Raw genomic sequence first — 15475 nt, forward strand, 5'->3', positions numbered from 1 at the left:
ACATTGGCAGGATTGTCGCACAGCCACTAGCACTACTTTGGCAGATTTTTCTCACCCGCTGCGATACGCCTTTCGCAATGAGGGCATCGAATAGGCGGTGGACGCTCCAGGATATCGAGGATTGCTTGCCTGACGGCTGGCATGGTTGGTTGTGGGGGTGGTCCCGGGACTCTTTTTCCCCCGTCCCGCAGCCTTGAGGCGGCGGGATTGGAGGAAGGCGTAGGCGATCATCGTCATCAGTGCGTGTCGGTGAAGACCCGTCCAGGACCGCCCCTCGAAATGATCGAGACCAAGCTCTTCCTTGAGTTGTTGATGCGCCTGTTCGCAGATCCATCGGGCCTTGACGGTAGCGGCGAGCGTCTTGAGGCAGGTGTCGGCTGGCAGGTTCGAGGCGTAATATTTCCGTTCGCCGGTCGCACGGCGTTCACCGATCAGCCAAACCTCCTCGTCACCAGGCATAGCCTGCACACGGCCATCCGCCATGCGATGCCGATAGCCATCGGCGATGCGGACACGGATTGCGGCGAACTGGCAATTCAACCTGCCTTTGGTCCCACGCCTCCAGCTGACCTTCCGCCATTTCTCGTCCTTCAGCATCTGTTCAGCGGAAACGGCCACGCGGTCGGGGAGGTGATATTTGCGGCGGCGACCGCGTCCCACCTCGGGAAAGACCAGCCCGACATCCGCCGGATAGACGTTCTGGCGCCGCGACAGGCCGACCGCCCATGCAAGGCCGCGCTCGCTCAGAGACTGGCGGAAAGGCCCGCCCGATCCGTAACCCGCATCGGCCAGCACACAGCCGAAGCGGACGCCCGCATCCCTCACCCGGTCAATCTCCTCGATGGCAATCTCAGGTTTACTCAGGGCCGCTCGCCGATATTCCGGCACCCGGGCTCGGGCCATGCGGTCGGGATCGTCGGTCCAGACTTCCGGTAGAAACAGCCGCAACCCCACCGCCACCGGCACCTCGCGCGACGCCAGTGTTACCGAGACCAGCGACTGGCAATTCGCGGTCTTGCCCAGCGAGGAGGCATATTGTGGCGCAACCCCAACCGAGCGTTCGCCCTTCTTCGGCAGACAGGTATCATCGATGACCAGAAAGGCCTCCGCGCCGCCAACCAGCCTGTCGGCCTCGGCCAGCAAGGCCGCTTCCAGCGGCGCGCTGTCCCAGACCCCGTCGGCGATGAAATGATGCAGTTGGTCATAGCTGACCGCCCTGTCCCGCTCGGCCATCGGCTGCACGCTCTTGCGATCACCCGGGCCGATCAACCCGGCAACATAGGCCGGACACATCCGCCCCCGCGTCTTGTGCCCAAGCCCCGCAATAAACGGTGCCAGCCATGTCTCCAGATCGTCCCGCCAGTTCTCCATAATCCGCCAGCCTCCCTCAAAGCTGGCTCCCTATGAATCACCCAAAACACCTCCCGTGAATCCGGAGATTGTCGTATCAGCAAAAATCTGCCAAAGTAGTGCTAGTTGCGCGCAACAGATATGGATTTCAGATTTCAAATGCGCGGCCAAGCTGTTTCAGCCTAACGCCATGTTTCGAAATCACGTTTCTACGGCTCTCGGCAGAAATCCGCATGTCATATTTCGTGGTTTAACCAATTTGGTCAAGTTCAGGGAGAAAGTCTGGTGATCGTCCAAGCGGTTTCTTGCTTGCGCCAGCAAAAACGATCATGCAGGCGAAACGCTCCATCTGCCCAGAATTCGATCTGGCTTGGCGCGATACGGAACCCTCCCCAGAAAGGCGGGCGGGGCGGATTGGTGCCGTGGACAAGTCCCTGTCTTGCCGTCGCGGCCATCAGGCTGGCACGGCTCTCGAGGGGTTGCGACTGCGCCGAGGCCCATGCCCCCAGCCTGCTTTGCAGGGCGCGGCTGGCGTAATAGGCATCGGCTTGCGGCCCGTCTTCGCGGGTGACGGTCCCGCGCACGCGGATCTGGCGGCGCAGCGATTTCCAGTGCATGACGAAGGCGGCCTGGCCGTTGACGGCGAGCTGTTGCCCCTTGGCGCTTTCGTAATTGGTGTAGAACACGAAGGAGCCGTCCAGCCCCGCGCCATCGATATCCTTCAGCAGCACCATGCGGATATCGGGCAACCCGTCGGCATCGGCGGTCGCAAGCGCGATCGCGTTCGGATCGTTCGGTTCGCTGGCCTCGGCCTCGGCCAGCCAGCTACGAATTATGGCAAACGGGTCATCCCCGGCAAAGATTCCATCACGATCGCCCATCTTCGCCTCCTTGCGCTTGATGCTGCCAGACCTTTGGCCTAAGCACGGAAGGCAATTTGAAACCGCGAGGGACGCCTCATGTCAAGCGAACATGCAAGCGGGCTGATGGCCGGAAAACGGGGTCTGATCATGGGCCTGGCCAATGATAAATCAATCGCATGGGGGATAGCCAAGGCCCTTGCGGCCGGGGGGGCAGAGCTCGCCTTCTCTTACCAGGGGGAGGCACTGAAGAAGCGCGTCGGCCCCCTGGCGGCGCAGCTCGGGTCCGAGATGGTGCTGCCATGCGATGTCGGTGACGAGGATTCCATCGATGCGCTGTTCGAGCAGTTGCAGAAGGAATGGGGCAAGCTGGACTTCCTGGTCCATGCCATCGGTTTCTCCGACAAGGAACAGTTGCGCGGCCGCTATGCAGAAACCACGCGCGACAATTTCCGGGCGACGATGGATATCTCGGTCTATTCCTTCACGGCGGTTGCCCGGCGCGCCGCGGCAATGATGCCCGACGGGGGCAGCATGGTAACGCTGACCTATTACGGAGCCGAGCGCGTCATGCCGCATTACAACGTGATGGGGGTCGCCAAGGCCGCGCTGGAGGCCAGTGTTCGTTACCTGGCGGAGGATTTCGGCAAGGACGGCATCCGCGTCAACGCGATTTCGGCCGGGCCGATCAAGACGCTGGCGGCCTCGGGGATCGGGGATTTCCGCTACATCATGAAGTGGAACGAGCTGAATTCTCCGCTACGCCGCAACGTGAACCAGCAGGATGTCGGCAATTCGGCGTTGTATCTGCTGTCTGACCTTGGTTCGGGCGTGACAGGCGAAACGCATCACGTCGATGCCGGTTATCACGTCGTCGGAATGAAAGCTGTTGACGCCCCGGATATCGCGGCGGTGAAGCGCGACTGATTCTCCGATTTCGGCGGTTGATGGGGGCTGTCTGCCCCCGTCGCCCGTTCCGGGCGCCTCCCCCGAGGATATTGGCATGAAGAAGAAGGAGCGCGTATAGCGCGATATTCGAGGGCGGGCCCAGCTTTCGTGGGTGCCGAGCCTGGTTTCATGATCCTGTCAGCAGCTCCTGCAAGACCAGCGCCATGACCTTGGCGCTGTCGGACATATCCTGCACGCCGATCCATTCATCCGGCTGATGGGCCAGATCCAGGACGCCGGGTCCATAGGCGATGCAGTTCTTCAGCTTGCCGATCCGGTCGATATGTTTCTGGTCATAGGTGCCGGGGCTGACGACATAGCCCGCCTCGCGCCCAAGGACATCCTGGATCGCGGCTGCGGTCGTGCGCACGACCGGGGCCTCCTTGTCGGTCATCGAGGGGATGACCTCGAAAAGATCGCGGATCTCGTAGCGAAAGCTGGGCCGTTGCGCCTTGACCCTTTCCATGAGCGCGGCGATCTCGGCCTTGACCTCGGCCAGGTCCTCTTCGATGAGGAAGCGGCGGTCGATCACGATGCGGCAGCGGTCGGGCACGCAAGGGGCGGGCAGGCCGGTATATTCCGCCGCCTGTTCCACCGCGCCGCCATGGATCGAGTTGATGTTCAGGGTCGAGGATCGCGCGCCCTCGGGGATCACCGGCATTTCCGTGTGTTTCCCGGCGAGCAAGGGCCATAGCGCGGCCTCCATCTCGGCCAGCACGGCACCCATGTGACGGACGGCGCAATCGCCCAGGAAGGGCATCGAGCCATGCGCGATGCGGCCATGGGTTTCGATCTCGGCCCACCAGACACCGCGATGGCCAAGGCAGATGCGGTCCTTGTGCAGCGGCTCGGGGATGATGACGTGATCGACATGGGTGAATGCTCCCTGTCCGGCCAGATGTGCAACGCCGCCATAGCCGCCGGATTCCTCGTCCGCGGTGGCGCTGATCTCGATGCTGCCGGCATGGTCGGGATAGGTTGCGACAAAAGCCTCGGCGGCGATGATACTGGCCGCCAGCCCGCCTTTCATGTCGCAGGCGCCACGGCCATAGATACGGTCGCCATCAAGTTCGGCCCCGAAAGGATCGCGGGTCCAGCCATGACCGACCTCGACCACATCGTGATGGCTGTTGAAATGCACGCAATCGCCCGGCTTCGCGCCCTGCCGCCGCGCCACGACGTTCCAGCGGGGGAATTCCTCGCAATCGCCGGGTGCGCCATGGGCGCGCACCAGCTCGCATCGCCATCCCTGCCGCGACATGCGCGCCTCGAGATATTCGCAGATGTCGCGGTAATGACGCCCCGGCGGGTTCAGCGTCGGAATGCGGATCAGCTCTTGCGTCAGCGTGACAAGCTGATCGCGGCGGTCGTCGATGGCATCTTTCAGGTGACTCATGCAGGCAAGGCTAGGCGCATGGCATTCCGGTGGCAATATGGCTCGTTCACTATCTGACCAACCCGCACTTGCGCATGGCGGCTGATGGCCTAAGATCCCCTCAAGTTGAATTGGGAGATTTGAGATGGCATCGCTGGAACAGCAGATTACCGACAGCCAGAGGCAGGTGGCACAGGCGCAGGGCAAGATCGCCGAGATGTCGCAGGTTCTGGACCGCGCGACGGGCAAGGCGGATGTAGAAGACCTGCCGCTTGATGTGGCCAATGCCACGCTGGCCGATGTTCATGCCCATACCGATGCGATGAACGCAAATATCGCCGAGCTGATCATGGGGTTGGATGACGTCACCTCGGGCTTTTCCAAGGATTTCGACGAGCTTCGCAGCAAGACCGGTTGGGAGAAATTCGTCGGTGTCTTCGCCAGCGGAAAATCCGAGGCGATGCGGCAGGAACGTCTGCGCGCCGCCAGCATCGACGACAAGCTGCAGGACCTGATCTCCAAATCCGACACGATCACCCGCTTGCTGGAAGGCCAGTTGGGATTGCTGAACGAGCAGAAGGAAAAGGTCGAGGCGAATCTGGGCCAGACCCTGACCGAACGCGAAGAGACGGTCGATACGCTGGAAAACCTGCGCGAGCGGATCGCGGCGATGGACCCCAAGCTGATCGAGCTGGAAAACAAGGTCGCCTCGACCACCGACGCCTCGGAGCGCACCGGATACGAGACCGAGCTGGCCAATGCCAACAAGGAGCATAACGCTCTGGTGCAAGAGGAACAGGTCGCGCTGGCCAAGTCGCAAACCCTGGAGCGTTATATCGAGGCCGGCAAGACCTGGGTGGATTCGCTGCAGAACCAGGCCGCGACACAGATGGTGCTGATCAACAAGCTGCAGACGGATACGCGGCAGCGCGTGGTGCTGTATGATGCCCTGACCAAGTCGCTCAAGACCGCGCAGCAGCAGGACGTGGCCCACCGCATCAACGAGATCGGCGTCAAGACCGACCAGGAGGCGCAGGCCGCCATGGCCGCCATCGGCACCGCCACCAATGACCGCATGGCCGACATGCTGGAAGCCCATGGCGATCACATGGTCTTCGCCCGCAAGGTACTGGAGGAGAAGGCCAAGGCCGACGAACGCTTTGCCCGCCGCTTTGCCCAGATCGTCGAGAAGCATGACAGCAACCTGTATGGTGGCTAGGCAGTGGCCGAAACGGGTAAACTTGACGCCGATCACCGACGCCTCGAGGACGAGGCAAGCGCGCGTGCTTTTTTCGACCAGACGCGCCGGATCGCCACCGTGCTGCCCGCCGCGCTGGCCGAGATGGTGCGTGACCGCCTGTTCAACCGGGTCGAGACGGATGTCATCGGGGGCTACCTTTCCGCGCTGAAGGCCAGCATCGACGCGCTGTCGATGAAATACCTGATTTCGGATCGGATCGATGGGCCGCTCCGGCAGCATGTCACGATAGATATCCATGAATCGGGCTTCCCGGTCTGGTCCGAGATCGCCCAGACCGCCGCCGATGCTGCCCAGGCTGACGAGGAACTGGCGCGCACGGCGGATACGCAGGCCATCAAGGACAGGATGATCCGCGAGATCGTCGGCGAATTGTCTATCCCGACCCGGTTGCAATACGCCATGTCGCAGCGGCTCTATTACGAGGCTCTTGCCAGAGGCGGGCTGTTCTGGCCGCAGATGCATCCGCAGGGCTTCTGGCTCTCGGGACAGGAGGGCGGGCGGCGGCGCTGGCTGCTGCATTGGGCTGTCTATGACAGCCAGCTCAACGTGCCGGTGCTGTACCTGATGGAGGTGGACGATACCGGCCGCCGCCCGCTGATCGAAGATGCCGGGCGCTGGCCCGAGGTGCGGGCGCATCTGTTGGCGCAGTCGGTCACCTCGCTGCAATTGCTGACCATCGCTCAGGGCTTTGACCACGATTTCGACCGGCTGCATCCGCATCGGCTGCGCCGCATCGTGCTTGGTCCGGTCTATTCGCAAAGCTTCACCGTGCAGGAGGGGCCGATCCGGCAGGTGCTGGAGAATGCGCGCGCTCCCAAGGGTGAAGATTGGGCGATGGCGATGACGGTCGAGGATTTGCGCGCCAAGGGAGCGACCGTCGAATCCAGCGGTTTCTTCAGCGTGGTCGAGCGTCAGGTCTTTCACCTCGATCCGCTGGACACGCATGGCGCGGGGCAGGGGGCGACCAGCGCCACCCGTGCGCTGATCCTGCCGCAACGGCCCTATCAGGCGCTGGTCTCGCTTGATCCGGCCGGCTTCCGGGAGATCCGCAAATACGTGCCGGGACCGGATGGCCGGGTGGTCGGATATCGCTGACACAGACAATTGAATGAATCAGGCAGGCATTGGTCGAGAGAGGATTGAATGGACGCGCGTAACGAGATGGAACTGCCCGAGGCCGAAATCCAGGGCCATTATCCCCAGGCCCTGTCGCTGCTGACCGGGTTCGAGCATGCGCCGCGCCTTGGCAAATCCGCCCCTGTGGCCCCGATTGAGCGTTCTCCGGGGATACGCACGACCCGGCGTTTCCGCTCGACCACGCCGGGGCTGGCGGGGCGATCCACGGCGCGGGGCGAGGGCACCCAGCTCTTGCAAAGGATCGAGGATGCCGATGGCGACGAATTGGCGACTCCCGCCGCCGCGACAGTAACCCGCGCCCTGCGCCGCGCGATTGCCATCGCGCTTGCCGTGGCCGACGAGGTTGCGGCGCGCTCGGGGGCGGCGGAGTTGAAACGCACCAACCTGGAAAGCCGCCTTCCCGCCGACCGGCATCGCGAATTTGCCGAGCTGCTGGCGGTCGAGTCGCTGGCGGCCCTGTCGGTCATGGCCAATGCGACGGCTTTCCTGCTGGCCGAACACACCGGATCTCATAGCATCGAGGGCGTGACCAGCGACGAGGTCTTGACCGACAACCCATTGGCCGCATTGCAAGGCGCTCTGTGGGAACTGGATCAGAACCTCGCGCGCCACGCACAGGATGACGAGACGCTGATCGCCACCATGCTGGCGTGGGCCGAGGCGCTGTCCGCTGCTGTTGCATCTCGTGGAGAGACGGCAGCGCGAGTCGGTGCTTTCACCGGTGCAAGTTGGCGCGTCGAGGCGGATGATTTCCCCATCGCGGGTTTTGCCCCGGCCACGAAATCCCGCGGTCCGGCCCTGACCATGGCCTTCAAGAAGCCCGAAGAGGTGATCGGCAACGCCATCGCCAAGCATCAGGCAATGCGGTTGGCGCGGATGGTCGTCGCCTATGATTTCGAGCGGATGAGCAACCCGTTCGTGGAACTGGGTGGCTTCGTCTTTACCTTCCTGGGCGATGGCCGCCCCGGCACCGGCAAGACCACGCTGATCCAGATGATGGCCGGGATGATCAATGATTACTGCGCGGTCGCTGGCTATCCCTTCCGCTATCGCAACCTGTCGGTGGACAATATCGACAGCTACCAGGGAAAATCCGGCCAGAACGCCCGTGCTTTCATCGACGCTGTGCTCGATCCCAAGGCGATCGGGTTCGGCACGATCGACGATATCGACCAGATCGCGGGCAAGCGCGGCGACCGGCAGTCTTCATCGGGCCAGCAGGAAATCACCGCCGTACTGATGGAGGCTTTCGCCGGTGCCTCGACGGTGGTGCGCGGCAACTGCACCTTCGGGATGTTCAGCAACCATGCCGAGAATATCGACGATGCCCTGCGCCAGCGCGCCGCTGCCCGCTTCCTGATCGACGGGCCGATCACGCAGGACGACTATATCGACATTCTTGCCCTGCTTCTGGGCAAGCGGCATCAGATCCCGGTGGGCGATCACGACCTGATGCGCGCGCAGGCGATGCAAAAGGCCGTCGCGGACAGCTATGCCGGCCATTCCCGCCCGGCCGAAGCCGGTCTTGCGCGCGTCTTCGACGAGGTGAGCCGCGATTTCGGCAAGCTGGAAACGCTGGCCGAACTGGGCAGCTACCTGCATGCCATCGCCCTGGCCGAGCCGCGTTTCACCGGCCGCGCGGTCAAGAACATCACCGATGCGGTCAAGGCACGCGCGATGGATTTCGACATGCCAGACGAATGGTTCGAGACGCCCGAGCCCTTCCTCCACCAGCCCTATGCGTGCAAGCTCGAGATGATCGAGGCCTTGCGCCAGCCGATCACGACAGAGATGGTCGTGCAGGAAATCAACCGCTATGCCGATAGCGAATGGCGCTATTCCGACAGCGCGGACGAGGCCGCCATCGAGGAAACCGTTCGCGGGATGGAGCGGATGGCAGAGGCCAAGCGGCGGTTTGCGGGGACGTGATGGGGTTGGCGGTGCTAGGAATCGGATTTATGGCGGTTGCGACCTTGGCCGATTATCTCGCGCACCGCTCGGTTGCCCTACGCTTTGCATCTTTTTTGTTTCTCATATTAGCGGCCACATTCGCCATGACCGCGAATCTGTGTCATCCCCGCTTTTTTCTTTCGTTCAACGAAGCGGGGCAATGCAGTGCGAGTGATTATCCATCAGAGGTTTTCGGAAGCTTTCTGTTGATATTCGTGGTTATTGCGCTTGTGGCCGTTGTTCTTGCGGCATTGATAAGAAGGGGCAGATCGTGAAACGCCTCATCGAAAAGGGCCTGATGTTCGGCAACCTGATCCGGGTGGATTCGGCGGCCTGGATCGGCCTGTATAATCGCGCGCTGAAAAAGCTGATAGGGCAAGAAACCGCCCTGACGGAATTCCATATCGACATCTCCGGTTATTCGCCCGAGATCGGCGACGAGCTTGGCGATATGGATTACCTCGCTCCGAAAGGGGGCAATCGGTATTTCGTCCTGCTCACGACCGAGCAGAAGACTGCGCCGATGCTGAATGCCGATCTGTCGGTCCTGCGCGACGTGCTGCGACGGTTCATCACGGAAAACGAGAGCCAGCTTTTCAGCCTGACCGCCCGCGACGCCGTCATCGGCGAGATCGACGATCAGGTCTGGCAGCTGCAAGGCCCCGCCGATCTGCCGGATATTCGCCGCCTTCGGGTCAGTGCCGATACCACCGGCAACCATGTGGCCGAAGCCGACAAGCTGACCGCGATGATCGAGCAATTCCGCTCTGATCCCGACGGCTGGTGGGACGATGTCCTGATCGCCCGGATGATCGGGCAGGCGAAGAAATCGGGCGATGTGCTGCGCCACCCGATCCGCCTCGAACATACGGATTTCGAGGTGCCGGATTTTTGGACCGACAGGTTCGGCGGCACCTATGTTATCCGCTCGACACGGGAACCGGCGGTGATCTTTGCCGACCCGGATCACGAGACCGAGGTGGAGGGGTTCCTGGCGTTAACGGTCTCGGACCGGCACGCGCTGGCTGCCTGGCTGGCGCGGAATGCCCTGGCCGAGCCGATCATCAATGCGCGTGGCGCCGATGCCGCCGCGATCTTGCGCCAGAAGATCGATTTCATTCTTGCTGATGCGGCGGTCTGGCTGTGCCTTGATACCGGTGATGGCACGCGGGCGGAACTGCGCCGCACCGCTGCCCGGATGGGGGACGATCTGCCTGCCGAGATCCGGGGATTGTCGGCACTGCAACGCTATGCGGAACAGGGAGGCGACTGGCCGGTGATCGATAGTGGCGATCCCGCCTATTTCCATGCGCTCCGGGCGACATCCGGCCCGGCCCGCGACCTGGTCAATCGGCTGCTCTCGGAACTTGCGCCCCAGGATGTGCGGCAATTGTTCATCACCCACAAGCCGCTCTTCTATCGTCTTTATCAGGACTGGCCGGACGCGAAACGCGCCTATGTCGCGAATATGCTGGCCCGCGAATATGCCATGGACAAGCAGGGCACGCGCGATGCCCTCTTTGGCCCGGAACCGGATATGGCAGAGCCGGACATGACCTCCTCCGCCTCTGGCCCATGGGGCATGCCGCGCGTCAGCTTGTCGAAAGGGGTGACCGGGCCCTGGGGCAGCGCTGCGGGAGGGGCAGGGTGATCAAGTTTTTCCGCCTGATTGTGATCGTGCTGGCGGTCGAGGCGCTGTTCTTCGTCCTGCTCCGCATCTATATCCGGTCACTCCGGTATGAAAAGCTGGAGGAAATCTGGGACGAACGCCATCCCGACAGGGCCGGAGACAGTCCGGCACGGGACGAGTTCGTGCGAAAATCGATGGTCGGTTACGAGAAATCGCTGAAGGTCAGGCTGACCTGGGCGGTTTTCATCATTCCGAACCTGGCGATCATGGGGATCGTCTATTGGGTGAACTGGCAGTAGGAGCCGCCGCATGTATTATATCAAGGTTGTCCTCGGGGTGCTGCTCGGAGTCGCGGTATTCATGTTTCTCGACTACGCGTTGCCGTCCAAGAACACGGTGCGGATCACCAATACCTATAACCGGCTGACCTCGGTCACCTCGTCCAACGCGATCTTCTATGCGTCCGAGGATACCGGCACGGTCGAGAACGCCTCGGGCCAGCGCGATGTCCGCTTCATCGACACGGTTCGGCCCGGCGGCAAGGTCTTCGTCTATCGCAACGAGGATACCGGTTGGATCTGGCCCCCCTATCTCAAATATGACAGCGCCAACCTGCATTCCGAGGCGACCAACCTGAAGTCCAGTGGCGCCGATCCGCAATGGGTCAGCGTCACCGCCTATGGATGGCGTATTCCGTGGCTGACTGCCTATCCGAACGCCATCGCCATCGACACGCTGTCCGGGCCAAATGAACGCCCCCGCAACTGGCCCGCCATGATCATCCTTGGCGTGCTTTTCCTGCTGCTTGTGCTGGCCTGGCGCATGTGGGCGCAATTCCGGCAACGCACGATCGATCCGGCGATCCAATCCGTCGATGACACATGGGACGATGCCACAGATCGCGTCAGTTCCGAGGTGGGCGAGGTCCGCGGCCGCTTCCGCCGCTGGTTTGACACGTTCAGGGGCAAGCCTCGCAAATGACGAGAAAGGGGCGCGGTGAAACTTCTCTCGCGCCCCTTCTTCTTCATCCAAATATCCCGGGGAGTCGCGCGGTACGCGCGGCGGGGCAGAGCCCCCTCAACGCCCCCGGATCCGCGGATCCATCGCGTCGCGCAGACCGTCACCGATATAGTTCACGCATAGCACCGTCAGCGAGATGAACACACCCGGCAGGATCACCCTGCTCGGATAAAGCACCATCTGGTCGACCGCATCATAGAGCAGCCGTCCCCATGTCGGGAAATCCGGCGGGAAACCCAGTCCCAGGAAGCTCAGCGCGCTCTCGGTGATGATCGCGGTGGCGATCCCCAGGGTCGCGGCGACCATGATCGGCGACAGGACATTGGGCAGGATATGCCGCAGGATCATCCGGCGCGGCGGCGTACCGATTGACCTGGCGGCCAGGATGAATTCGCGCTCTTTCAGCCCCAGCACATCGCCGCGCACGATCCGGGCCGATTGCATCCAGCTTGTCGCGCCGATGGCCGAGACGATCAGCATGAAGATGCCCATGGCCGGGCCGAAGGATTGCGAGAGCGGTTCGCGGAACAGCGTCACCATCAAGAGCAGCAGGGGCAGCAAGGGCAGTGCCAGGAACAGTTCCGTCAACCGCATCAGCGGCGCGTCGAGCCGGCGAAAATAGCCCGACAGAACCCCGATCGTGCTGCCCAGGAAGATGGCGATCAGCATCGCCGTCAGCCCCACCGCGATCGAGACGCGTCCGCCCGCCATCAGCCGGGCCAGCATGTCGCGGCCCAGCTGGTCCGTGCCCAGGGGGTGGTCGATGGAAAAGCCGCTATTGCGGGCGCGGATATCGACATAGGTCGGATCGAGCGTCCAGATCCACGGCCCGATCGATACGAAAAGCAGCACCCCGACAAACAGCACCAGCGCTACCATGGCACCCCGGTGGCTGCGGAATTGCCGCCAGACATCGCGCCACTGGCTGCGGGTCTCGCCACCGGCGACCTGTGGATCGTCGGGTGGCAGGGCGCTTGTCGCGGCGGCTGCCCCGGCGGTTTCCTCGATCAGTTCGTCGGTATTCATCCGTTGCTGGCGTTCTGTCTCAGTCATAGCGAATCCTCGGGTCCAGCACGCCATAGAGAACATCGGCAATCAGCGTGAATGTGACGATCAGGATGGCGAAGATGAAGGTGAGCGTCAGCACCATCGGGATGTCATTGGCGTGGATGGCCGAGATCAGCAACTGTCCCAACCCGTTCACCTTGAACACCTGCTCGGTGATGATCGCGCCGCCGAACACCGTGGGCAGCCCCAATGCGATGACCGTCACCACCGGGATGAGGCTGTTGCGCAGAACGTGTTTCAGCACAACCTTGCGTTCTCCCAATCCCTTGGCGCGGGCGGTCCGGACATAGTCCTGCCCCAGATTGTCCAGCATAGAGGCCCGCATGAAACGGCTGATCTGCGCGGCGTTATACAGTGCCAGCACCGTCACCGGCATGATCATCTGCCGCACCTGCACCATGACGCTATCCCAATCCTGCACCTCATGCGTCGTGTCGTAGACCGAGGGGAACCATTGCAGCTTGACCCCGAAGATGATGATCAGCACCACCCCGGTAAAGAAGGTCGGCATCGAGAAACCGACCATCGAGATGAAGGTGCCGAGCTGGTCGAACCAGCTATATTGCTTGTAGGCCGACAGGATGCCGATCGGGATCGCGATCATCACGCCGACGATATAGGACATGCCCACCACGGTCAGCGTCTGCGGCATGCGCTGCACGATCACGTCAAAGACCGGGCTGCGCGACTGGAAGCTGATGACCCGCTGCATCCCGTCACTGAAATAGGTGCCCAGCAACTGGTCGGTCCAGAACAGCGGCTCGACCCAGAAAAACTGCTTCAGCCACAACACGTAGCGGATATACCACGGCCGGCCGAGGCCAAGCGCCTCGCGCATCTTTTCCTTGACCTCTGGAGGGACGGTCAGCGGCACATCGCCCAGGGGGTCGCCGGGCGAGGCCTCCAAGAGCAGAAAGATCACCAGCGAAATGAACAGCAGGGTCGGGATCGCCAGCAATACTCGGCGGATCGTGAAATTCAGCATCCGGAACCTCTTTGACGCGTCAGGATGGACCCGGCCCGGCCGCTAGCGGCCGGGCCGGATTGCGATCATTCTTCGACGCGATGCCAATCGGCGACGTTCCAGAATTCGCTGTCCCAGGCATTCATGTGAACGCCGCCGAGCCGGTTCGAACTGACCGAGACACGGCCGCGCGCGATCAGCGGCAGATGGGTCATCGAATCACGGGTGATCATCAGGTTCATCTTCCGGGCAAGTTCCGCCCGCGCCTCGGTGCCCGCGGTCTGCGACATCTCTTCGATCAGCGCCTCGTATTCCTCGTTGCAGTAGCGGACATTGTTCTCGCCCTGCCACTGGTTCTCGGGGCTGGGGATCTGATCGCAGGCCCGCTCGGCCAGGTAGCTTCCCGGATCGGTGCCGTCATAGACATCGGTGTACATCTGGACATCGGCATAGAACTTGACGATCGTGTCGGGCGAGCCGGGATCGCCGCCGAAATAGACGCTGGCATCGACGGTCTTCAACTCGGTCTCGACTCCGATCTCGGACCACCACTGCTTGATCAGCGCCTGGAAATCCTGACGCACCGCGTTGACAGAGGTCTGGAACAACAATTTCAGTTTCCTGCCATCCTTCTCGCGTACGCCATCGCCGCCGACAGTCCAGCCCGCCTCGTCCAGCAGGGCCTTGGCGCCCTCGATATCCTGCGTCAGGCAATCAGGGTTGTCGGATGCGAAGATCTCGGGGGCGGGGACCATGTTGCAGGTCGCCTTGCCGGTCTCGCCATAGCCGATCTCGTTCAGAAGCTGCCGGTCGATGGCCATGGACAGCGCCTGACGGACCTTGAGATCCGACAGGATGGGGTGGGGATGATCCACCGTCGCCCGCTCGCCCTCGGGCAGGTCCGGCGAGGGATCGGTGAGGTTCAGTTGCAGATGTTCGACCGTGGCGCCGAAATCGACTTCGAGCTTGCCCATGCCCGCGGCCAGCATGCCCTCCAGCACATCGGGCGCAAGCTGGATATTCCAGGCGTAGTCGTATTCGCCGGTCTCCAGCACCGCCCGCGCCGCCGCCGTCGAATCGCCACCGCCCTTCAGGGTGACATTTGCGAATGCCGGCAGTTCCGCGTCGCGATATTCGGGGTTCGCCTCCAGCGTCACCACGTCATTGGTCTTGAAATCGACCGCCCGGAAGGGGCCCGTGCCGATCGGGCCGAAATTCTCGTCGGTACAGGTCGCGGCCTTCGCCCCGGTGCAATTCTCGAATTGTGCCTTTTGAATGACCGGGGCCTGCGCACCCACGAAAGCGTCGTAAGGATGTGGGCGTGGGCCGTCAAAGGTGATCTTGACGGTTTGGGGGTCGATCGCCTCGACATTCTTCACGCCGGTGAACTTGGCCGATTGCGCGCAGCCGCCTTCGTCATTCATGCAGTAATCGGCGGTGAATTTCACGTCCTCCGCGGTCAGCGGCGTGCCGTCCGACCAGGTCACCCCTTCCTTTATGGTCCAGGTGATCGAAGTCAGATCTTCGGATATCCCGCCATTCTCGACAGTGGGAATCTCGGCCGCGAGGCGCGGGACGATCTCGCCATCCGGTGCGAAAGTGGCCAGTGGTTCGAGGATCAGCGACGAGGCCAGCATGTCCTTGGTGCCGGTCGAAAGATAGACATTCAGCGTGGACGGAGCTTGCCAGAGCAGCAATTTCAGCTCTCCATCCGAGCCGCGTTCGGCGAATGCGGGTGCGGCTGCCAGTGCCACGGCTGTCGCGGCGCCTGTCAGCAGGCCGGTCTTGAGTGTCTTGATGGACATCGAATTTCCCTTCCCGTTGCAATCTCGCGGATTCTCCCGCCTGGCGGGGCCGCTTTCCGTTTCGGCCATGCCCGCCACAGGGGCGGGCATGGCCGTGATTCCAGAGG

14 protein-coding genes are annotated in these 15475 nt (G+C 62.4%); 8 read left to right on the forward strand and 6 right to left on the reverse strand.

Annotated features, from left to right (window positions below; translation table 11 throughout):
• Nucleotides 1–51: 51 nt before the first annotated feature.
• Together JHX88_RS05235 and pdxH are read right to left on the reverse strand one after the other, a co-directional pair.
• Nucleotides 52–1371, reverse strand: coding sequence for an IS701 family transposase (locus tag JHX88_RS05235; protein WP_272848116.1), 1320 nt, complete (start codon nucleotides 1369–1371; stop codon nucleotides 52–54).
• Between the two features lie 248 nt (nucleotides 1372–1619).
• Nucleotides 1620–2231, reverse strand: a complete 612-nt coding sequence (gene pdxH / locus JHX88_RS05240) for a pyridoxamine 5'-phosphate oxidase (protein WP_076525447.1) — start codon at nucleotides 2229–2231, stop codon at nucleotides 1620–1622.
• A gap of 78 nt (nucleotides 2232–2309) precedes the next feature.
• Here pdxH and fabI point away from each other — a divergent pair, with 78 nt between their 5' ends.
• Nucleotides 2310–3137 (forward strand): enoyl-ACP reductase FabI, encoded by an 828-nt coding sequence (gene fabI, locus JHX88_RS05245; RefSeq protein WP_076525445.1) that lies wholly within the window; start codon nucleotides 2310–2312, stop codon nucleotides 3135–3137.
• Nucleotides 3138–3285: 148 nt separating this feature from the next.
• On the opposite strand, the gene JHX88_RS05250 is transcribed toward fabI, so the two are convergent.
• Complete coding sequence (locus JHX88_RS05250; protein ID WP_076525443.1) at nucleotides 3286–4554, reverse strand: acetylornithine deacetylase/succinyl-diaminopimelate desuccinylase family protein; 1269 nt, start codon at nucleotides 4552–4554, stop codon at nucleotides 3286–3288.
• 124 nt (nucleotides 4555–4678) lie between these two features.
• Here JHX88_RS05250 and JHX88_RS05255 point away from each other — a divergent pair, with 124 nt between their 5' ends.
• The 7 genes from JHX88_RS05255 to JHX88_RS05285 are packed head-to-tail and all read left to right on the forward strand — an operon-like array spanning nucleotide 4679 to nucleotide 11492.
• Nucleotides 4679–5752 (forward strand): hypothetical protein, encoded by a 1074-nt coding sequence (locus JHX88_RS05255; RefSeq protein WP_076525441.1) that lies wholly within the window; start codon nucleotides 4679–4681, stop codon nucleotides 5750–5752.
• A 3-nt stretch (nucleotides 5753–5755) separates the two neighbouring features.
• Entirely contained in the window at nucleotides 5756–6889 is a 1134-nt protein-coding gene (locus JHX88_RS05260) for a hypothetical protein (RefSeq protein WP_076525439.1), read from the forward strand.
• Nucleotides 6890–6937: 48 nt separating this feature from the next.
• Nucleotides 6938–8860 (forward strand): AAA family ATPase, encoded by a 1923-nt coding sequence (locus JHX88_RS05265; protein ID WP_076525437.1) that lies wholly within the window; start codon nucleotides 6938–6940, stop codon nucleotides 8858–8860.
• A 29-nt stretch (nucleotides 8861–8889) separates the two neighbouring features.
• On the forward strand, nucleotides 8890–9156 hold the full coding sequence (locus JHX88_RS05270; RefSeq protein ID WP_076525435.1) for a hypothetical protein: 267 nt from the start codon (nucleotides 8890–8892) through the stop codon (nucleotides 9154–9156).
• Entirely contained in the window at nucleotides 9153–10532 is a 1380-nt protein-coding gene (locus JHX88_RS05275; protein ID WP_076525433.1) for a DUF6638 family protein, read from the forward strand. Before JHX88_RS05270 ends, JHX88_RS05275 begins: the two co-directional genes overlap by 4 nt.
• Nucleotides 10529–10810 carry a hypothetical protein gene (locus tag JHX88_RS05280; protein ID WP_076525431.1) on the forward strand — a complete coding sequence of 94 codons (282 nt, stop codon included), beginning with the start codon at nucleotides 10529–10531 and terminating at the stop codon, nucleotides 10808–10810. The genes JHX88_RS05275 and JHX88_RS05280 overlap by 4 nt, the downstream gene beginning before the upstream one ends.
• A gap of 10 nt (nucleotides 10811–10820) precedes the next feature.
• Complete coding sequence (locus JHX88_RS05285; RefSeq protein WP_076525430.1) at nucleotides 10821–11492, forward strand: DUF1523 family protein; 672 nt, start codon at nucleotides 10821–10823, stop codon at nucleotides 11490–11492.
• A 96-nt stretch (nucleotides 11493–11588) separates the two neighbouring features.
• Here JHX88_RS05285 and JHX88_RS05290 read toward each other — a convergent pair whose 3' ends face one another.
• From JHX88_RS05290 to JHX88_RS05300, 3 genes are all read right to left on the reverse strand, one after another.
• Complete coding sequence (locus JHX88_RS05290) at nucleotides 11589–12584, reverse strand: ABC transporter permease (protein WP_076525428.1); 996 nt, start codon at nucleotides 12582–12584, stop codon at nucleotides 11589–11591.
• Complete coding sequence (locus tag JHX88_RS05295) at nucleotides 12577–13584, reverse strand: ABC transporter permease (RefSeq protein ID WP_076525426.1); 1008 nt, start codon at nucleotides 13582–13584, stop codon at nucleotides 12577–12579. The genes JHX88_RS05290 and JHX88_RS05295 overlap by 8 nt, the downstream gene beginning before the upstream one ends.
• Nucleotides 13585–13649: 65 nt before the next feature.
• Complete coding sequence (locus JHX88_RS05300) at nucleotides 13650–15368, reverse strand: peptide ABC transporter substrate-binding protein (RefSeq protein WP_076525517.1); 1719 nt, start codon at nucleotides 15366–15368, stop codon at nucleotides 13650–13652.
• Nucleotides 15369–15475: the final 107 nt, after the last annotated feature.

Origin of the sequence: Paracoccus saliphilus, from assembly GCF_028553805.1 — a bacterium.
GTDB classification, from domain to species: Bacteria; Pseudomonadota; Alphaproteobacteria; order Rhodobacterales; family Rhodobacteraceae; genus Paracoccus; species Paracoccus saliphilus.